This is a genomic window from Pseudomonas putida (assembly GCA_029953615.1).
Classification (GTDB): domain Bacteria; phylum Pseudomonadota; class Gammaproteobacteria; order Pseudomonadales; family Pseudomonadaceae; genus Aquipseudomonas.
In genome coordinates, this window is record CP124529.1 from 3,519,681 (window position 1) to 3,538,192 (window position 18,512).

An 18,512-nucleotide genomic window follows, 5' to 3' on the forward strand; every position below is an offset into this window, starting at 1 on the left:
GGGCCTGAAAGGATCACCATGTTCGAAAACCTGACCGACCGCCTGTCACAGACGCTGCGCCATGTCACCGGCAAGGCCAAGCTGACCGAAGACAACATCAAGGACACGCTGCGCGAAGTGCGCATGGCCCTGCTCGAGGCCGACGTTGCCCTGCCGGTGGTCAAGGATTTCGTCAACAGCGTCAAGGACCGTGCAGTCGGCACTGAAGTGTCGCGCAGCCTGACTCCGGGCCAGGCGTTCGTGAAGATCGTCCAGGCCGAGCTGGAAAGCCTGATGGGCGCGGCCAACGAAGACCTCGCGCTGAACGCCGCCCCGCCCGCCGTGGTGCTGATGGCCGGCCTGCAGGGTGCCGGCAAGACCACCACTGCCGGCAAGCTGGCGCGCTTCCTCAAGGAGCGCAAGAAAAAGAGCGTGATGGTGGTGTCCGCCGACGTCTACCGCCCGGCGGCGATCAAGCAGCTGGAAACCCTGGCCAACGACATCGGTGTCACCTTCTTCCCCTCCGATATCAGCCAGAAGCCCGTGGCCATCGCCGAAGCGGCCATTCGTGAAGCCAAGCTGAAGTTCATCGACGTGGTCATCGTCGATACCGCCGGCCGCCTGCACATCGACGCCGACATGATGGACGAGATCAAGGCGTTGCATGCCGCGGTCAAGCCGATCGAGACCCTGTTCGTGGTCGACGCCATGACCGGCCAGGACGCCGCCAACACCGCCAAGGCGTTTGGCGAGGCGCTGCCGCTGACCGGCGTGGTGCTGACCAAGGTCGACGGCGACGCCCGTGGCGGTGCCGCGCTGTCGGTGCGTGCCATCACCGGCAAGCCGATCAAGTTCATCGGTATGGGCGAGAAGACCGAAGCCCTCGAACCGTTCCACCCCGACCGCGTCGCCTCGCGCATCCTCGGTATGGGTGACGTGCTCAGCCTGATCGAACAGGCCGAGCAGAACATCGACAAGGCCAAGGCCGACAAGCTGGCCAAGAAGCTGAAGAAGGGCAAGGGCTTCGATCTCGAAGACTTCCGCGACCAGCTGCAGCAGATGAAGAACATGGGCGGCCTCGGCGGCCTGATGGACAAGCTGCCGAGCATCGGCGGGGTCAACCTGTCGCAGATGGGCAATGCCCAGGGCGCCGCCGAAAAGCAGTTCAAGCAGATGGAAGCGATCATCAACTCCATGACCCCGGCCGAGCGCCGTGATCCAGAGTTGATCAGCGGCTCGCGCAAGCGCCGTATCGCCATCGGCTCCGGCACCCAGGTGCAGGACGTCGGCCGCCTGATCAAGCAGCACAAGCAAATGCAGAAGATGATGAAGAAATTCTCCGCCAAGGGCGGCATGGCCAAGATGATGCGCGGCCTGGGCGGGATGCTGCCGGGCGGCGGCATGCCGAAGCTGTAACCTCTATTCCGGGTGCCTGCCGTTTGTCCGGCAGGTACCCAGAACCCCCGCTGTGGCGGGGCAATGGCCGCGGATTTCGCGGCTCAACCGGCAGATCTGGACGGCGGGGCAGGGCCTTGCCGAAAAAGTCATTTGCAAATGTCCGTGTATTCCCCGAGAATATGCGGCCTTTTGGGCACCCGTGTGCCTATTTGGCATTCAGATTTGCAGTACCAGCTGCTGTATCAACTGCAGCACCGACTATAGGAACGATGTTCACATGGTAACCATTCGTCTGGCCCGTGGCGGCTCGAAAAAGCGCCCATTCTACCACCTGACCGTGACCAACTCGCGTAACGCCCGTGACGGCCGTTTCGTTGAGCGCGTAGGTTTCTTCAACCCGATCGCTGCTGGCGCCGAAGTCAAGCTGTCGGTCAACCAAGAGCGCGTCAACTACTGGCTGAGCCAGGGTGCACAGCCGTCTGAGCGCGTTGCTCAGCTGCTGAAGGACGCTGCCAAGGCTGCTGCCTGAGTAGTATGAACGCGACGCCAGAAAAGGCTGACGACCTCATCGTCGTTGGCAAGATTTTTTCGGTTCACGGCGTTCGCGGCGAGGTGAAGGTGTATTCCTTTACCGATCCGATTGAAAACCTGTTGGATTATCCGCGCTGGACGCTTCGGCACGAAGGCAAGGTAAAGCAGGTCGAGCTGGTCAACGGTCGTGGCTCCCAGAAGGGCCTGGTCGTGAAGCTGAAAGGCCTCGATGATCGCGATGAAGCCCGTCTTCTGAGCGGTTACGAAATCTGCATTGCGCGGAGCCTTTTGCCCAACCTGGCTGCTGACGAGTACTACTGGTACCAGTTGGTGGGCCTGAAGGTCATCAACCAGGACGAACAGCTGTTCGGCAAGGTCGATCACCTGTTGGAGACCGGTGCGAACGATGTACTTGGTGGTCAAGCCCTGCGCAGGCAGCCTGGATGATCGCGAGCGTCTGTTGCCCTATACGGCGCAATGTGTGCTCGACATCGACCTGGAAGCAGGCGTGATGCGGGTTGAATGGGACGCGGACTTCTAAACGATGGGTAACCTTCGCGTAGACGTCATCACGTTGTTCCCCGAGATGTTCTCGGCCATCACGGAGTACGGCATTACCAGCCGCGCGGTGAAACAGGGGTTGCTTCAGGTGACTTGCTGGAACCCGCGGGACTACACCTCAGATCGTCACCATACGGTGGATGATCGGCCGTTTGGCGGTGGTCCGGGCATGGTGATGAAAATCAAGCCTCTGGAAGACGCCCTGGTTAGCGCCAGGCAAGCGACCGGAGCAGCGGCGAAGGTGATCTACCTTTCGCCACAAGGCCGCAAGCTGACTCAGCAGGCGGTCAAAGGCCTGGCCGAACAGGAATCGTTGATCCTGATCGCCGGTCGTTATGAAGGCATCGACGAGCGCTTTATCGAGGCTCATGTCGATGAGGAGTGGTCGATTGGCGACTATGTGCTTTCCGGTGGCGAGCTGCCGGCCATGGTACTGATCGATGCGGTTACACGGCTGCTGCCCGGAGCTTTAGGGCATGTGGACTCGGCGGAAGAAGATTCCTTCACCGACGGTCTGCTCGACTGCCCGCACTACACCCGGCCTGAGGTGTATGCGGATCAGCGTGTTCCCGACGTGTTGCTAAGTGGCAACCATGCACACATCCGGCGTTGGAGAATGAAGCAGTCCCTTGGTAGGACCTTCGAACGACGCGCCGATCTTCTGGAAAGTCGCTCGCTTTCTGGAGAAGAGAAGAAGCTGCTCGAGGAATATCTCCGCGAGCGGGACGATAGTTAAACGTATCGATGGTGGATCACGTATCCATCTTAGGAGCACAGCATGACCAACAAGATCATCCAGCAGCTCGAAGCCGAGCAGATGAGCAAGGAAATCCCGACCTTCGCACCAGGCGACACCGTTGTCGTTCAGGTTAAAGTGAAGGAAGGTGAGCGTTCCCGTCTGCAGGCGTTCGAAGGCGTCGTTATCGCCAAGCGTAACCGCGGTCTGAACAGCGCCTTCACCGTGCGCAAGATCTCCAGCGGCGTTGGCGTAGAGCGTACCTTCCAGACCTACAGCCCGCAAATCGACAGCCTGGCCGTGAAACGTCGTGGTGACGTGCGTAAAGCCAAGCTGTACTACCTGCGCGATCTGTCCGGCAAAGCCGCTCGCATCAAGGAAAAACTGTCCTGAGTGCAGTTTGCCCGGTGGCCAAGGCCGCCTAGCGAGAAAAAAGCAGCCTTCGGGCTGCTTTTTTGCTTTTTGCCCCCCGAAAATGTGATTGCCATGACTACCCGAGACCAGGAAATCCAGCGCCGCACCGAGTTGTCGGTGACCCGCGTGACCAAGGCGGTGTTCCCCAACACCACCAACCACCACAACACCTTGTTCGGCGGCACCGCCCTGGCGTGGATGGACGAGGTGTCGTTCATCGCCGCCACACGTTTCTGCCGCCTGCCGCTGGTGACCGTGTCCACCGACCGCATCGACTTCAAGCACCCGATCCCGGCGGGTTCGATCGTCGAACTGGTGGGTTCGGTCATAAAGGTAGGTAACACCAGCTTGCAGGTGCAGGTGGATGTGTTCGTCGAGAACATGTACCTGGATGGGCGCGAGCGGGCGATCCACGGGGTGTTCAGCTTCGTTGCCATCGACGAGGACAAGCGCCCGGTGCCTGTTTTGCCGCAGATCTGATTACTCCTGTACTGGCCCTATCGCCGGCAAGCCAGCTCCCACAGGTACTGCACAGTATTCATGCCTGTGGGGTTCCTGTGGGGGCTGGCTTGCCGGCGATAGGGCCAGTACAGACAACCCCCAAGCTGCTGTGAAACACTAGCCCCACCTTCAACACCCAGCAGCCCCCGAATGCCCGCCCTAGACCACCCCCTGATCGACCAGTTCCTCGACGCCCTGTGGCTCGAAAAGGGCCTGTCCGACAACACCCGCGTGTCCTACCGCAGCGACCTGGCCCTGTTCAACGGCTGGTTGCAGGAACACGGCGTCAGCTTGCCCGACGCCGGCCGCGAGCTGATTCTCGACCACCTGGCCTGGCGCCTCGACCAAGGCTACAAGCCACGCTCCACGGCACGCTTCCTGTCCGGCTTGCGCGGCTTTTTCCGCTACCTGCTGCGGGAAAAACGGGTAGCCATCGACCCGACCCTGCAGGTCGAGATGCCGCAACTGGGCAAGCCACTGCCCAAGTCGTTGTCCGAAGCTGACGTCGAAGCGTTGTTGCAGGCCCCGGACCTGGGCGAAGCCATCGGCCAGCGTGATCGCGCCATGCTCGAAGTGCTCTACGCCTGCGGCCTGCGAGTCACCGAGCTGGTCAGCCTGGCCCTTGACCAGGTCAACTTGCGCCAGGGTGTGCTGCGAGTGATGGGCAAGGGCAGCAAGGAGCGCCTGGTGCCCATGGGGGAAGAGGCGGTGCTGTGGTTGCAGCGCTACCTGCGCGATGGCCGCGCCGAACTGCTCAATGGCCGCCCCAGCGACGTCTTGTTTCCCAGCCTGCGCGGTGAGCAGATGACCCGCCAGACCTTCTGGCATCGCATCAAGCACCATGCCCGGGTCGCCGGCATCGACAAACCGCTGTCGCCGCATACCCTGCGCCATGCCTTCGCCACTCATCTGCTAAACCATGGTGCCGACCTGCGTGTGGTGCAGATGCTGCTGGGTCACAGTGACTTGTCAACCACACAGATCTACACCCATGTCGCCAAGGCCCGCCTGCAGCAACTGCATGCCCAGCACCACCCGCGTGGATGAATGTTTTTCATGTTCCGCCGACTGGTCCTTGCAAGGCCCTTCACCGGCGGTGTGATGTGGTAGGCTTGGGCGGTTTGCACCAAGGGCCGCACGGTCACCGCGTATTTTCCGCAAGTGACGCCCTCCGGCCCCTGTCCGCCTTCAGGAGTTCCCATGCGCGTGACCCAGTTTTTCGCCGCCGCCGCGTTGGCGCTGGCCAGTACCTTTGCCGTTGCCGCGGCAACCGACAGCAATACCGCTGCCGAGCAGGCTATCCGTAAGTCGTTGCAGAACCTCGAGCTTGAAGTGCCCGTCGAAAGCGTGGCCAGCAGCCCGGTCAGCGGCCTGTATGAAGTCAAGCTGCAGGGCGGCCGTGTGCTGTATGCCAGCGGCGACGGCCAGTTCGTGATGCAGGGCTACCTGTTCCAGATCCAGGACGGCAAGCCGGTCAACCTCACCGAGAAGACCGAGCGCCTGGGCATTGCCAAGCTCATCAACGGCATTCCAGCTGCCGAGATGGTGGTTTATCCTGCCAAGGGCGAGACCAAATCGCACATTACCGTGTTTACCGACACCACCTGCCCGTACTGCCACAAGCTGCACGCCGAAGTGCCCGAACTCAACCGCCGCGGTATCGAAGTGCGCTATGTCGCCTTCCCGCGCCAGGGCCTCGGTTCGCCGGGTGACCAGCAGTTGCAGGCCGTCTGGTGTTCCAGCGACCGCCGTGCGGCGATGGACAAGATGGTCGAGGGTGAGGAAATCAAGGCCGCCAAGTGCGCCAACCCGGTCAGCAAGCAGTTCCAGCTGGGCCAGTCGATCGGCGTCAACGGCACGCCGGCGATCGTCCTTGAAAGCGGCCAGGTCATTCCGGGCTACCAGCCGGCGCCACAGGTCGCCAAGCTGGCACTGGCCAAATAATCCAATTCAGTACGCCGTCGTCATGGGGTGACGGCATGTTTCACGGTCGGCATAGGTGCCGGCCGTACAATGGGGAGTTCACAGTGAAACCGGTCAAAGTAGGCATCTGTGGGTTGGGGACCGTCGGTGGCGGAACCTTCAATGTACTTCAGCGCAACGCCGAGGAGATCGCCCGCCGTGCCGGGCGCGGTATTGAAGTGGCACAGATTGCCATGCGCTCGCAGAACCCGAACTGCCAGATTACCGGTACCCCCATTACCGCTGATGTGTTCGAAGTTGCGAGCAACCCGGAGATCGACATTGTCATCGAACTGATCGGTGGCTACACCGTGGCCCGCGACCTGGTGCTCAAGGCCATCGAAAACGGCAAGCACGTGGTCACCGCCAACAAGGCGCTGATTGCCGTGCACGGCAATGAAATCTTCGCCAAGGCCCGCGAGAAGGGCGTGATCGTTGCCTTCGAAGCGGCTGTGGCCGGTGGCATCCCGGTGATCAAGGCCATCCGCGAAGGCCTGTCGGCCAACCACATCAACTGGCTGGCCGGTATCATCAACGGCACCGGCAACTTCATCCTCACCGAAATGCGTGAGAAGGGCCGTGCCTTCCCGGACGTGCTGGCCGAAGCCCAGGCGCTGGGTTACGCCGAAGCCGACCCGACGTTTGACGTTGAAGGCATCGATGCCGCGCACAAGCTGACCATTCTCGCCTCTATCGCTTTCGGCATCCCGCTGCAATTCGACAAGGCCTACACCGAAGGCATCACTCAGCTGACCACTGCTGACGTGAATTACGCCGAGGCCCTGGGCTACCGCATCAAGCACCTGGGCGTGGCCCGCCGTACTGCCGAAGGTATCGAGCTGCGCGTTCACCCTACGCTGATCCCGGCCGACCGCCTGATCGCCAACGTCAATGGCGTGATGAACGCCGTCATGGTCAACGGCGATGCTGCCGGCTCCACCCTGTACTACGGCGCGGGTGCCGGCATGGAGCCTACCGCTTCGTCGGTGGTCGGCGACCTGGTCGATGTGGTCCGCGCCATGACCTCCGACCCGGAAAACCGCGTGCCGCACCTGGCCTTCCAGCCGGATTCGCTGTCGGCCCACCCGATCCTGCCGATCGAAGCCTGCGAAAGCGCCTACTACCTGCGCATCCAGGCCAAGGATCACCCGGGCGTATTGGCCCAGGTGGCCAGCATCCTCTCGGAGCGTGGCATCAACATCGAGTCGATCATGCAGAAGGAAGCCGAGGAGCAGGACGGCCTGGTGCCGATGATCCTGCTGACCCACCGCGTGGTCGAGCAGCGCATCAACGACGCTATCGTCGCCCTGGAAGCCTTGCAGGACGTGGTCGGCAAGGTCGTGCGCATTCGCGTCGAACAGCTCAACTAACAATAGTGCCGGCAGGCCGCCAGCGCGGCCCCGGCCCCAGCATCGAAGGTTTGCACCCATGCGCTATATCAGTACCCGCGGCCAGGCACCGGCCCTGAATTTCGAAGACGTCCTGCTGGCTGGCCTGGCCAGCGACGGCGGCCTGTACGTCCCGGAAAACCTGCCACGCTTCACCCAGGAAGAAATCGCCTCGTGGGCCGGCCTGCCGTACCACGAACTGGCCTTCCGGGTGATGCGCCCGTTCGTCGAAGGCAGTATCGCCGACGCCGACTTCAAGAAGATCCTCGAAGAAACCTACGGCGAGTTCGCCCACGCCGCAGTTGCCCCGCTGCGTCAGCTGAACAGCAACGAGTGGGTACTGGAGCTGTTCCACGGCCCGACCCTGGCGTTCAAGGACTTCGCCCTGCAACTGCTCGGTCGCCTGCTCGATCACGTACTGGCCAAGCGCAACGAGCGCGTGGTGATCATCGGCGCCACCAGCGGTGATACCGGTTCTGCCGCCATCGAAGGCTGCCGCCGTTGCGACAACGTCGACATCTTCATCCTGCACCCGCATCAGCGCGTGTCGGAAGTGCAGCGCCGGCAGATGACTACCATCTTCGGTGACAACATCCACAACATCGCCATCGAAGGCAACTTCGACGACTGCCAGGAAATGGTCAAGGCCAGCTTCGCCGACCAGTCGTTCCTCAAGGGCACCCGCCTGGTTGCCGTCAACTCGATCAACTGGGCGCGGATCATGGCCCAGATCGTCTATTACTTCCACGCGGCCCTGCAGCTGGGTGGCCCGGCGCGTTCCGTGGCGTTTTCGGTGCCGACCGGCAATTTCGGCGACATCTTTGCCGGCTACCTGGCACGTAACATGGGCCTGCCGGTCAGCCAGCTGATCGTCGCCACCAACCGCAATGACATCCTGCACCGCTTCATGAGCGGCAACCAGTACGTCAAGGAAACCCTGCACGCGACCCTGTCGCCGTCGATGGACATCATGGTCTCGTCCAACTTCGAGCGCCTGCTGTTCGACCTGCACGGCCGCAACGGCGGCGCCATTGCCGAGCTGATGGCCAACTTCAAGCAAGGTGGCGGCTTCAGCGTCGAGCAAGACCGCTGGACCGAAGCGCGCAAGCTGTTCGACTCGCTGGCAGTGAGCGATGAGCAAACCTGCGAGACGATCGCCGAAGTGTTCGCCGCTACCGGTGAGGTGCTGGACCCGCACACTGCAATTGGCGTCAAGGCCGCCCGCGAGTGCCGCCGCAGCCTGGACACGCCGATGGTGGTGCTGGGTACCGCGCACCCGGTCAAGTTCCCGGAAGCGGTGGAGAAGGCCGGTGTAGGCAAGGCGCTGGAGCTGCCGGCGCACCTCAGCGACCTGTTCAGCCGTGAAGAGCGTTGCACGGTGCTGGCCAATGACCTGAAGGCTGTGCAGGGCTTTGTCAGCCAGCATGGTAATCGCGGCAAGCCGCTGTAAATATCGGGGCCGCTCTGCGGCCCATCGCCGAACCGCGGCGATGGGCTGCAAAGCAGCCCTGCTTCCCCGACTCTTCCCAGTGCTGCATCAGAAAAGTCCTATTCAGATAGCCCAGCGCCAAGACTAAATTAGCCGGTCCTCCAACCAGGAGCGGCTCATGCACCAGCCCTACGTGTTGATTCACCAGGCTCGCCCATCCCATCAGATCCTCCTGCACCAGGCCCTCAACGCCCAGGGCATCTTCCATGTGCGCATCAGCGAAACCGGCGCGGATCTCGATGCCTGCCTGAATGGCGATCACTGCCCCGATCTGCTGATCCTTGATCATGCCATGCCAACCCGGGCCGGACTTGCCGTGCTCAAGCAGCAGCGAACACGCGCTTTGCTGTTCGTGGGCCAGGCCACCCCAAAACGCCGCAACCTGGCCCAAGAGGCCAGAAGCCGCGGGCTGTGGGTGCTCGCCGAGCTGCCCTGGCCGCTGTCGATGCCACGCCTGCAGCGTGCCCTGCAAGCCATACAGGTGCGCCCCGGGCGGCGTATTCAAACTGTCACATCTGCCCAGCATGCTCACTGAAGCGGGCGCGGTGTAACGAACTTTCCGCTGCGTCTGTTGGTCAGTTCCTCTATACCCCACCACGCAGCGAGTGATCCGGATGGAAAGAATCTGCAGACTGCTCAACGAAGCCCTGACACCCTATCAGGCCCACCTCGGCATCGCCGATGCCCAGGGTAATCGCCAACTGACCGTTCACGACAGCCTCACCGGCATCACCCTGCGGCGCACGGTCAGCGAGCGCCAGTTGCAGGAACAACGCCTGTTGATCGACCTTGTGGATGGCCTGCACCGTGACCTGCAGATTGCCGAAGGGCGTTTGCAGCCCTGTGTGATCGCAGCCCTGCAGCAGCGCCAGCAACCCCACGGAACCTTTGCCTGAGTGGCTTATCAGAAACAGTAAGGGCAGCCAGCCAGTGCTTTGCTCCGGCGCTGGCAAGGCTGTCACGGGAAGCCCCAAGGGCTTTCGCTTGGCCCCGGGCGTGTTTCCCCAGCGTCCGGGGTTTCTTTTTTTGCTGGCTGGCACATATCCTTGTGGAGCGGCCTTGTGTCGCGATGGGCCGCAAAGCGGCCCCGGCAATCTTCGCTGCGAAGCTGAAAATGTGGGGGCCGCTACGCGCCCCATCGCGACACAAGGCCGCTCCTACAGGTGCCGGGCAGGCTAGTGGTCTTCGAAGAAGCGCTTGCTCTCTTCCAGGTAGCTTTCCTGCAATGCCGGGTCCAGCCAGCGTGCATACAACGCCGGCAGCACATTGCGGCGCAGGGCAGGCAGCAGCTGGTCGATGTGCGCAATCGCTTCACGCCCCGACTCACTGTTCGAACAGCCTACATGCAGGAACTGGTAGCGGTTCACACCCTGTACAGGATGAAACCGGTAATCGGCCAGTGTTCCACCCTGCTGCTCGACCAGGTAGCGCACTTCGGGCCAGTAGCCGAGCACCATACGCAGGCGCCCCAGCTGTTGCATCTGCAACAGGTTGGCGGTGGCGTCGTTGCCATAGTGGCGGCTGAGCGCGGTGTCGGGCAACTGGCGCAGGATGGCGTCGATCTGCGTGCCATAGCTGCGCTCGGCGACAACCCCCAGCTTCAGCGGGGTCTTGCTCAGCAGGCCATGCAGGTCCACCTGCTGGTCATCGAGGTAAGGCGCCACCAGCGCCTCGCTGTCCTTGCGCAGCACCAGGCCGCCACTGAGCACGCCCAAAGAGGGTGTGGAAAAGCGCACATACTCGGCGCGCTCCGGTGTCCACAGCAGGGTCGGGTCACAGGTGAAACTTTTCGGATCCTGCAGCATCTGGATGCCGCGGGCGCGGTTGACCCGCACGATGCTGTGGTCGTACTCGGGCATCTGCCCGATCAGCAGCGGCAACAGCTGGTCGATAACCCCTTGGCCGGTTCCCGGTCCTTCGAAAATGGTGAACGGCGGCAGGTCACGCACCAGCCAGAAGATGCGCTCCTTGGCGCTGGCAGGCTGCAGCAGCAACGCCGGCAGCAGCCCGCACAGCAGGGCCAGGTAACGTACGCAACGGGCCGCGCGCATGGACCAGGGCCGCGCCAGGGTCAGACCGTGCCTGCTGCGCGCAGGCTGGCGATGGCCGCGGTGTCGTAGCCCAGGCTGCCGAGCAGCGCCTCGGTGTGTTCGCCCAGCGCCGGGCCGACCCACTCGGTGGAACCGGGGGTGTCCGAGAGCTTGGGCACGATGCCCGGCATGCGGAACGGCTTGCCGTCCGGCAGTTTGCCCTGCAGGAACATTTCGCGTGCCAGGTACTGCGGGTCACTGAACATGTCCTCGGCCGAATAGATGCGGCTGGCCGGTACTTCGGCGCTGTTCAGCACCTGCATCAGTTGCTCCAGCGGCAGGCTGTTGGCCCAGCGGTCGATCACCCCGTACAGCTCGTCACGGCGCAGGTCACGGCCATCGTTGGTGGCCAGGCTCGTGTCGTCGGCGAGGTCGGTGCGGCCTATGGCCTGCATGAAGCGCTTGAAGATCGCATCGCCGTTGGCGCCAATCTGCACATGCTTGCCGTCGGCGCTGGTATGGATGGAGGAGGGCGTGATGCCCGGCATGATGTTGCCGGTGCGTTCGCGGATAAAGCCGAACACATCGAACTCCGGGACCATGCTTTCCATCATGGCAAAGATCGCCTCGTACAGGGCCACATCCACCACCTGGCCCTGGCCGCCGTTGACTTCCCGGTGCCGCAGTGCCATCAGTGCGCCGATCACCCCCCACAGGGCGGCAATCGAGTCACCGATCGAAATGCCGGTGCGCACGGGTGGGCGGTCGTCGAAACCGGTGATGTAGCGCAGGCCACCCATCGACTCGCCCACGGCGCCGAAGCCCGGCTGGTCCTTCATCGGCCCGGTCTGGCCGAATCCCGACAGGCGCACCATTACCAGGCGCGGATTGAGTGCATGCAGCACGTCCCAACCCAGGCCGAGTTTTTCCAGCACGCCCGGGCGGAAGTTCTCGATCAGGATGTCGGCATCGGCCAGCAGGCGCTTGAGAATCTCGCGACCTTCGGGGTGCTTGAGGTTTAGGGTAAGCGACTGCTTGTTGCGGGCCTGCACGAACCACCACAGCGAGGTGCCCTCGTACAGCTTGCGCCATTTGCGCAACGGGTCGCCGCCGTCGGGCGATTCGACCTTGACTACCTCGGCGCCGAATTCGGCACAGATGCGCGAGGCGAACGGGCCAGCGATGAGGGTGCCGAGTTCGACAACTTTGAGGCCGGCGAGGGGTTTGCTGGGCGTAGTCATGGGGCATCCGTGGCAGCTGGGCAGAGGCGTGGTTTTATCATAGGTCCGAAGCGGCAGATACTGCTGCGGGGCAACGAAGGACAGTATCGGTTAGACTGTGCCACTTTTCTTTGCGCAAGAAGCCCGTCGACCATGGCCCAGCCGTCCACTACCTACAAATTCGAACTGAACCTGACCGACCTCGACCGCGGCGTGTACGAAAACGTCCGGCAGACAATCGCCCGCCACCCTTCGGAAACCGAAGAACGCATGGCCGTGCGCCTGCTGGCCTACGCCCTTTGGTACAACGAAAACCTGTCGTTCGGCCGTGGCTTGTCCGATGTGGACGAAGCGGCGCTGTGGGAAAAGAGCCTGGACGATCGCATCCTGCACTGGATCGAAGTGGGCCAGCCGGACGCCGACCGCCTGACCTGGTGCTCGCGCCGTACCGAGCGCACCAGCCTACTGGCCTACGGCAGCCTGCGGGTATGGCAGAACAAGGTGGTAGATGCCGTCAAGGGCCTGAAGAACCTGAGCATCGCTGCCGTGCCGCAGGAGGTGCTGGAAACCCTCGCCACCGACATGCCCCGTACCATCAAGTGGGACGTGATGATCAGCGAAGGCACCGTGTTCGTCACCGACGACCGTGGCCAGCACGAAGTGCAGCTGGAGTGGCTGCTGGGTGAGCGCGGCTGAACCACCCCATGCGTATCGAACCTCGCCCGCTGCCTCCGACCCTGCCATTCCTGGGTAACCTGCCACCCTTGCTGACCCGCCTGTACGCCGCGCGCGGCGTGCAGAGCGAGGCCGAGCTGGACAAAAGCCTCGCGCGCCTGCTGCCGTACCAGCAGCTCAAGGGCATCGAGGCCGGCGTGGACCTGCTGGTCGAGGCTATCGACCAGCGCCAGCGCATCCTCATCGTTGGTGACTTCGATGCCGACGGTGCCACTGCCAGCACTGTCGGCGTGCTGGGCCTGCGCCTGCTGGGGGCGGCCCATGTCGATTACCTTGTGCCCAACCGCTTCGAATACGGTTACGGCCTGACCCCGGAAATCGTCGAGGTGGCACTGCAACGTCAGCCGCAGTTGTTGATCACCGTGGACAACGGTATTTCCAGCGTGGACGGTGTGGCGGCCGCCAAGGCCGCCGGGCTCAAGGTGCTGGTCACCGACCACCACCTGCCGGGCGCTGAGTTGCCCGATGCCGACGCGATCATCAACCCCAACCAGCCGGGCTGTAGCTTTCCGAGCAAGGCGCTGGCCGGGGTAGGGGTGATCTTCTACGTGCTAATGGCGCTGCGTGCGCGCCTGCGCAGCCTGGGGCGCTACGAAACGCAGCCACAGCCGAACATCGGCGAACTGCTTGACCTGGTTGCCCTGGGCAGCGTCGCCGATGTGGTGCCATTGGATGCCAACAACCGCATCCTGGTGCACCAGGGCCTCGAACGCATTCGCGCCGGCCGCGCCCGGCCAGGGCTCAAGGCCATTCTGGAGGTGGCCCGTCGCGATCACCGGCGCATCACCTCGACCGACCTCGGCTTCATCCTCGGCCCACGGCTGAACGCTGCCGGGCGCCTGGACGACATGAGCCTGGGTATCGAATGCCTGCTCTGTGAAGACGCGGCCCAGGCCCAGGACATGGCCCAGCAGCTGGACGACCTGAACCAGGACCGCAAGTCCATCGAACAAGGCATGCAGCGCGAGGCCCTGGCGCAGCTCAAGGACCTGCCGGTCGAGTCCATGCCCTATGGCCTGTGCCTTTTCGATGCCGACTGGCACCAAGGTGTTATCGGAATTCTGGCATCGCGCCTGAAGGAGCGTTACCACCGGCCTACCATTGCTTTCGCCAATGCTGGCGAAGGGATGCTCAAAGGGTCGGCGCGCTCGGTACCGGGGTTCCATATTCGTGATGCACTGGATGCCGTGGCGGCGCGCCACCCGCAGTTGATCAGCAAGTTCGGCGGCCACGCCATGGCCGCGGGGCTGTCGTTGCCCGAGGCCAATTTCCCGGCATTTGCCGAGGCGTTCGACGAAGAAGTACGGCGCCAGTTGCGTGAAGAAGACCTGACCGGCCGCTTGTTGTCCGATGGCAGCCTGGCGGTGGAGGAGTTCCACCTCGACCTGGCCAAGGCCCTGCGCCATGCCGGGCCCTGGGGGCAGCACTTCCCCGAGCCGCTGTTCCATGGCGTGTTCCAGCTGGTGGAGCAGCGTGTGGTCGGTGAGCGGCACTTGAAGGTGGTGCTCAAGAGCGAATGTGGCTCGGTGCGGCTGGATGGCATTGCCTTCGGTATCGACCGCGAAGTGTGGCCGAACCCGACGGTGCGCTGGGTGGAGTTGGCGTACAAGCTGGATGTGAACGAGTTTCGCGGTAATGAGAGTGTGCAGTTGATGATTGCGCACATGGAGCCGCGCTGAGGGTAGATACCGCCGCTGCTGACGGCCTGGCGCTGGCCCGTTGTGGGAGCGGGTTCATCGAGGCGTCGAACCGCCGCGAACACCGGCGAAGCCGGTGCCATGCACCGCGTCGCCTGCTTCGCGGGTAAACCCGCTCCCACAGGGCCTGCGGCGGGCTTGAGACTTGCGCTGTACCTGTGGGAGCTGGCTTGCCGGCGATCACCGGCGAAGCCGGTGCCATCCACCGAGTCGCTGCTTCGCGGGCATGCCCGCTCCCACAGGGCCTGCACCGGGCTCAAGGCTTGCGCTGTACCTGTGGGAGCGGGTTCATCGAGGCGTCGAACCGCCGCGAACACCGGCGAAGCCGGTGCCATGCACCAAGTCGCATTCTTCGCGGGTAAACCCGCTCCCACAAGGCTCTGCGGCGGGCTGGCTAATGTGCTCCATGTGCGATCGATGATCACATCAAACTTAGCGCGCCATACCTAACTCGGCATCATCCATCAGTGCCTTGGCCATCGCACTGAGATAGTGCGCAGCCCAGATCATCATGGGTTTCTCATCGATCAGGCCGACGATGGTCAGCTCTCGCACATAGCCCATCACTTTCGAGCCAAGCCCCCGCACCCCCACCCAAAATCCCATGGAACCTCCCCCCCAACCATTCTGGTCTAGTCTGATGTTATGACCGGACCCGGGCCAAGGACGTGCAATTGAGTGTTCGGGCCGGATCACCATTGGAGTCCTTGGGAGGTGCCCTCATGAGCCTGTTGCTCGAGCCTTACACCCTGCGTCAGTTGACCCTGCCCAACCGCATAGCTGTTTCGCCGATGTGCCAGTATTCCGCTGTCGATGGCCTGGCCAACGATTGGCACCTTGTCCATTTAGGCAGCCGCGCCGTGGGTGGTGCGGGCCTGGTAATCACTGAAGCCGTGGCGGTTACCGCCGATGGCCGCATCACCGCTGAAGACCTCGGCTTGTGGGACGACGCGCAGATCGCCCCATTGCAGCGCATCACCCGTTTCATCACCGCCCAGGGGGGCGTGCCCGGTATTCAGCTGGCTCACGCCGGGCGCAAGGCCAGCACCTATCGCCCGTGGCTGGGCAAGCAAGGCAGCGTCAAACTGGAAGAGGGCGGTTGGCAGCCGGTGGGGCCGTCGAAGATCGCCTTCGACCCGCAACACACACCGCCACGCGAGCTGACCCATGACGAGATCCAGGATGTGATCGCCGCCTTCGTCGCCTCGACCGAGCGTGCCCTGAAGGCCGGTTTCAAGGTGGTCGAAATCCACGCCGCTCATGGCTACCTGCTGCACCAGTTCCTGTCGCCGCTGAGCAACCAGCGTCGCGACGAATACGGCAGTTGCTTCGAAAACCGCATCCGCCTGACCCTGCAGGTGGTCGAGGCCGTGCGCAAGGTCTGGCCTGCCGAGTTACCGCTGTTCGTGCGTGTATCGGCCACCGACTGGGTCGAGGACGGCTGGAATCCGGATGAAACCGTCGAACTGGCGCGCCGCCTGCGTGGCTTGGGCGTCGACCTGATCGACGTGTCCTCCGGCGGCACTTCGGTCAATGCCGAAATCCCCACCGGGCCCGGCTACCAGACCCGCTTCGCCGAGCGCGTGCGCAAGGAGTCGGAAATTGCTACCGGCACCGTGGGCATGATTACCGAACCGGCCCAGGCCGAGCACATCCTGCGCACCGGCCAGGCCGACATCATCTTCCTTGCCCGTGAACTGCTGCGCGACCCGTACTGGCCGCTGCATGCCGACGATGATCTGGGCGGCAACAAGGCCACCTGGCCAGCGCAGTACCAGCGCGCCACCAGCCGGGCCAACCCGATTCACGAGTCGGACCTGCGGGATTGACCTGACCCAAGCATTACGCGGTCGTTGTAGGAGCGGCCTTGTGTCGCGAAAGGGCTGCGAAGCGGCCCCAGGTTTTCAGCTCCGCCGCTGATATTGCCGGGGCCGCTTTGCGGCCCTTTCGCGACACAAGGCCGCTCCTACACAGTATTGCACTGCCTTTGAATGCGGTGCGGTATCTGTGGGAGCGGGTATGCCCGCGAAGAAGGCGACTCGGTGTAGGGCACCGGCTTTGCCGGTGTTCGCGGCGGTTCGACGCCTCGATGAACCCGCTCCCACAGAAATCGCGCAAAGTCAGGCGTTGATACTTACTCCTTTCTATTGGCTACTTCCAAATAGTCGTCCACTGCCTCTTTGAACGCGGCAGGCAATAGCCTGCGCGACCGAGCGTGAAACCCGACGATATCGCAAGTCGTGCAAAGGTGCCCGACCCATGAATGGTCTTCCTTGCTGTATTTCACCTTTGCTCGTTGTCCTCGATATTTCATGTCATCCAGCCTCGTGATAATCCAGTTTCGATGACTACAAGCTAAAGGATGTGGCATTAGGAATGGGCCGAACCGATTGCAGGAAAGCTCCCGGACTGAGGTGCCGATCTCAGCCCAGGCTTTACCCTCAATGCTTGATCATCACATGCCGCACACAGGTGTAGTCCTCCAGCCCATACATCGACATGTCCTTGCCATACCCCGAATGCTTCTGCCCGCCATGGGGCATTTCGCTGACCAGCATGAAGTGGGTGTTCACCCATGTGCAGCCATACTGCAGGCGCGCCGCCAGGCGGTGGGCGCGGCCGGTGTCGCGGGTCCAGACCGATGAGGCCAGGCCGTAGTTGGAGTCGTTGGCCCATTCCAGCGCCTGCGCTTCGTCGCTGAAGCGGGTCACCGACACCACCGGGCCGAACACTTCATTGCGCACGATTTCGTCATCCTGCAGCGCATCGGCCAGCACCGTCGGCTCGAAGAAGAAACCGTCGCCATCAATCGCCTTGCCACCCGTCACCAGGCGAATATGCGGCTGGGCGATGGCCCGTTGCACCAGCCCTGCGACCTTGTCGCGGTGCTGTGCACTGATCAGTGGCCCAAGTTCAGTGTCCTCGGCATCCTGCAGGCCTGGCTTGAGGCTGGCCACTGCGGCCCCCAGGCGTTCGACGAAACGCTCGTAGATGCCGTCCTGCACATACAGCCGACAGGCGGCGGTGCAGTCCTGGCCGGCGTTGTAGAAGCCGAAGGTGCGGATACCGTCGATGGCGGCGTCGATGTCGGCATCATCGAACACCAAAACCGGGGCCTTGCCGCCCAGTTCCATGTGCATGCGTTTCACGCTGTCGGCAGTGGCGCTGATGATGTGTGCGCCGGTAGGGATCGAGCCGGTCAGCGACACCATGCGCACCTTGGGGTGGGTGACCAGCGGGTTACCGACCGTCTGGCCACGGCCGAAGAGAATGTTCAGCACCCCCGCTGGCAGCAGGTCCCGGGCCAGTTCACCGAGGCGCAGGGCGGTCAGCGGGGTCAGCTCGGAGGGCTTGATCACCACCGTATTGCCGGCCGCCAGGGCCGGGGCGATCTTCCACGCCAGCATCATCAACGGGTAATTCCAAGGCGCGATCGAAGCCACCACGCCCAGCGGGTCGCGGCGGATCATCGACGTATGGCCCGGCAGGTACTCGCCGGCTGCCGAGCCGCCCAGGCAGCGCGCCGCACCGGCAAAGTAGCGGAACACGTCGGCAATCGCCGGGATCTCGTCATTCAGCGCGGCGCTCAGCGGCTTGCCGCAGTTCTGCGATTCCAGCCTGGCCAGTTCATCGCCATGTTCTTCGATAGCGTCGGCCAGCGCCAGCAAGGTTTGCGAGCGCTCCTTGGGGCTGGTTTGCGACCAGCTGTCGAAGGCCTGGTCGGCGGCGCGTACGGCGCTGTCCACCTGGGCTTCGCTGGCTTCGTTGATCTGCGCCAGGGCAGTGCCCAGCGCCGGGTTGAGCACGGTCCAGGCCGGGCCTTGGCCAGCGACCATTTGACCATTGATCAGCATCTGCGTTTGCATCGGGG

The 18,512-nt window shown here is 63.1% G+C and carries 17 protein-coding genes and 2 pseudogenes; 15 read left to right on the forward strand and 4 right to left on the reverse strand.

Annotation, left to right across the window (positions count from 1 at the left end):
• The first annotated feature begins 18 nt into the window (after positions 1–18).
• From ffh to QIY50_16220, 12 genes and pseudogenes are all read left to right on the forward strand, one after another.
• A complete protein-coding gene (gene ffh / locus QIY50_16165) occupies positions 19–1,395 on the forward strand; it encodes a signal recognition particle protein (protein WGV18962.1) in 1,377 nt (458 codons plus the stop codon).
• Between the two features lie 259 nt (positions 1,396–1,654).
• Positions 1,655–1,906: a 30S ribosomal protein S16 gene (gene rpsP / locus QIY50_16170; protein WGV18963.1), complete on the forward strand. Its 252-nt coding sequence runs from the start codon at positions 1,655–1,657 to the stop codon at positions 1,904–1,906.
• A 5-nt stretch (positions 1,907–1,911) separates the two neighbouring features.
• Positions 1,912–2,449 (forward strand): annotated as a pseudogene (rimM, locus tag QIY50_16175) (ribosome maturation factor RimM).
• Between the two features lie 3 nt (positions 2,450–2,452).
• Entirely contained in the window at positions 2,453–3,205 is a 753-nt protein-coding gene (trmD, locus tag QIY50_16180; protein ID WGV18964.1) for a tRNA (guanosine(37)-N1)-methyltransferase TrmD, read from the forward strand.
• Positions 3,206–3,247: 42 nt separating this feature from the next.
• Entirely contained in the window at positions 3,248–3,598 is a 351-nt protein-coding gene (rplS, locus tag QIY50_16185; protein WGV18965.1) for a 50S ribosomal protein L19, read from the forward strand.
• Between the two features lie 93 nt (positions 3,599–3,691).
• Complete coding sequence (locus QIY50_16190) at positions 3,692–4,099, forward strand: acyl-CoA thioesterase (protein ID WGV18966.1); 408 nt, start codon at positions 3,692–3,694, stop codon at positions 4,097–4,099.
• Positions 4,100–4,270: 171 nt separating this feature from the next.
• Positions 4,271–5,167 (forward strand): site-specific tyrosine recombinase XerD, encoded by an 897-nt coding sequence (xerD, locus tag QIY50_16195; GenBank protein WGV18967.1) that lies wholly within the window; start codon positions 4,271–4,273, stop codon positions 5,165–5,167.
• Between the two features lie 153 nt (positions 5,168–5,320).
• Positions 5,321–6,064: a thioredoxin fold domain-containing protein gene (locus QIY50_16200; GenBank protein ID WGV18968.1), complete on the forward strand. Its 744-nt coding sequence runs from the start codon at positions 5,321–5,323 to the stop codon at positions 6,062–6,064.
• An 83-nt stretch (positions 6,065–6,147) separates the two neighbouring features.
• Positions 6,148–7,452 carry a homoserine dehydrogenase gene (locus tag QIY50_16205; GenBank protein WGV18969.1) on the forward strand — a complete coding sequence of 435 codons (1,305 nt, stop codon included), beginning with the start codon at positions 6,148–6,150 and terminating at the stop codon, positions 7,450–7,452.
• Between the two features lie 58 nt (positions 7,453–7,510).
• Positions 7,511–8,920 (forward strand): threonine synthase, encoded by a 1,410-nt coding sequence (thrC, locus tag QIY50_16210; protein WGV18970.1) that lies wholly within the window; start codon positions 7,511–7,513, stop codon positions 8,918–8,920.
• Positions 8,921–9,077: 157 nt separating this feature from the next.
• Positions 9,078–9,494, forward strand: a complete 417-nt coding sequence (locus tag QIY50_16215) for a histidine kinase (protein ID WGV18971.1) — start codon at positions 9,078–9,080, stop codon at positions 9,492–9,494.
• 79 nt (positions 9,495–9,573) lie between these two features.
• Positions 9,574–9,855, forward strand: a complete 282-nt coding sequence (locus QIY50_16220; GenBank protein WGV18972.1) for a DUF3509 domain-containing protein — start codon at positions 9,574–9,576, stop codon at positions 9,853–9,855.
• A 279-nt stretch (positions 9,856–10,134) separates the two neighbouring features.
• Here QIY50_16220 and QIY50_16225 read toward each other — a convergent pair whose 3' ends face one another.
• Both QIY50_16225 and QIY50_16230 read right to left on the reverse strand, forming a co-directional pair.
• Positions 10,135–11,010 (reverse strand): TIGR02285 family protein, encoded by an 876-nt coding sequence (locus QIY50_16225; GenBank protein ID WGV18973.1) that lies wholly within the window; start codon positions 11,008–11,010, stop codon positions 10,135–10,137.
• Between the two features lie 20 nt (positions 11,011–11,030).
• Positions 11,031–12,230: a CaiB/BaiF CoA-transferase family protein gene (locus QIY50_16230; protein WGV18974.1), complete on the reverse strand. Its 1,200-nt coding sequence runs from the start codon at positions 12,228–12,230 to the stop codon at positions 11,031–11,033.
• Positions 12,231–12,362: 132 nt separating this feature from the next.
• Between QIY50_16230 and QIY50_16235 the strand changes: the two genes are divergently transcribed.
• Both QIY50_16235 and recJ read left to right on the forward strand, forming a co-directional pair.
• Positions 12,363–12,905: a YaeQ family protein gene (locus QIY50_16235; GenBank protein ID WGV18975.1), complete on the forward strand. Its 543-nt coding sequence runs from the start codon at positions 12,363–12,365 to the stop codon at positions 12,903–12,905.
• An 8-nt stretch (positions 12,906–12,913) separates the two neighbouring features.
• Positions 12,914–14,623, forward strand: a complete 1,710-nt coding sequence (recJ, locus tag QIY50_16240; GenBank protein ID WGV18976.1) for a single-stranded-DNA-specific exonuclease RecJ — start codon at positions 12,914–12,916, stop codon at positions 14,621–14,623.
• A 450-nt stretch (positions 14,624–15,073) separates the two neighbouring features.
• On the opposite strand, the pseudogene QIY50_16245 reads toward recJ, so the two are convergent.
• A pseudogene (locus QIY50_16245) lies at positions 15,074–15,214 on the reverse strand (DUF3077 domain-containing protein).
• A 149-nt stretch (positions 15,215–15,363) separates the two neighbouring features.
• Here QIY50_16245 and QIY50_16250 point away from each other — a divergent pair.
• Positions 15,364–16,470 (forward strand): NADH:flavin oxidoreductase/NADH oxidase, encoded by a 1,107-nt coding sequence (locus QIY50_16250; protein WGV18977.1) that lies wholly within the window; start codon positions 15,364–15,366, stop codon positions 16,468–16,470.
• Positions 16,471–17,082: 612 nt separating this feature from the next.
• Here QIY50_16250 and QIY50_16255 read toward each other — a convergent pair.
• Complete coding sequence (locus QIY50_16255) at positions 17,083–18,507, reverse strand: gamma-aminobutyraldehyde dehydrogenase (GenBank protein ID WGV18978.1); 1,425 nt, start codon at positions 18,505–18,507, stop codon at positions 17,083–17,085.
• Between the last annotated feature and the right edge of the window lie 5 nt (positions 18,508–18,512).

Coding starts and splice junctions, on each gene's coding strand:
- ffh (WGV18962.1), top strand. CDS start 19: ATGTTCGAAAACCTGACCGACCGCCTGTCACAGACGCTGCGCCATGTC.
- rpsP (WGV18963.1), top strand. CDS start 1,655: ATGGTAACCATTCGTCTGGCCCGTGGCGGCTCGAAAAAGCGCCCATTC.
- trmD (WGV18964.1), top strand. CDS start 2,453: ATGGGTAACCTTCGCGTAGACGTCATCACGTTGTTCCCCGAGATGTTC.
- rplS (WGV18965.1), top strand. CDS start 3,248: ATGACCAACAAGATCATCCAGCAGCTCGAAGCCGAGCAGATGAGCAAG.
- QIY50_16190 (WGV18966.1), top strand. CDS start 3,692: ATGACTACCCGAGACCAGGAAATCCAGCGCCGCACCGAGTTGTCGGTG.
- xerD (WGV18967.1), top strand. CDS start 4,271: ATGCCCGCCCTAGACCACCCCCTGATCGACCAGTTCCTCGACGCCCTG.
- QIY50_16200 (WGV18968.1), top strand. CDS start 5,321: ATGCGCGTGACCCAGTTTTTCGCCGCCGCCGCGTTGGCGCTGGCCAGT.
- thrC (WGV18970.1), top strand. CDS start 7,511: ATGCGCTATATCAGTACCCGCGGCCAGGCACCGGCCCTGAATTTCGAA.
- QIY50_16215 (WGV18971.1), top strand. CDS start 9,078: ATGCACCAGCCCTACGTGTTGATTCACCAGGCTCGCCCATCCCATCAG.
- QIY50_16220 (WGV18972.1), top strand. CDS start 9,574: ATGGAAAGAATCTGCAGACTGCTCAACGAAGCCCTGACACCCTATCAG.
- QIY50_16225 (WGV18973.1), bottom strand. CDS start 11,010: ATGCGCGCGGCCCGTTGCGTACGTTACCTGGCCCTGCTGTGCGGGCTG.
- QIY50_16230 (WGV18974.1), bottom strand. CDS start 12,230: ATGACTACGCCCAGCAAACCCCTCGCCGGCCTCAAAGTTGTCGAACTC.
- QIY50_16235 (WGV18975.1), top strand. CDS start 12,363: ATGGCCCAGCCGTCCACTACCTACAAATTCGAACTGAACCTGACCGAC.
- recJ (WGV18976.1), top strand. CDS start 12,914: ATGCGTATCGAACCTCGCCCGCTGCCTCCGACCCTGCCATTCCTGGGT.
- QIY50_16250 (WGV18977.1), top strand. CDS start 15,364: ATGAGCCTGTTGCTCGAGCCTTACACCCTGCGTCAGTTGACCCTGCCC.
- QIY50_16255 (WGV18978.1), bottom strand. CDS start 18,507: ATGCAAACGCAGATGCTGATCAATGGTCAAATGGTCGCTGGCCAAGGC.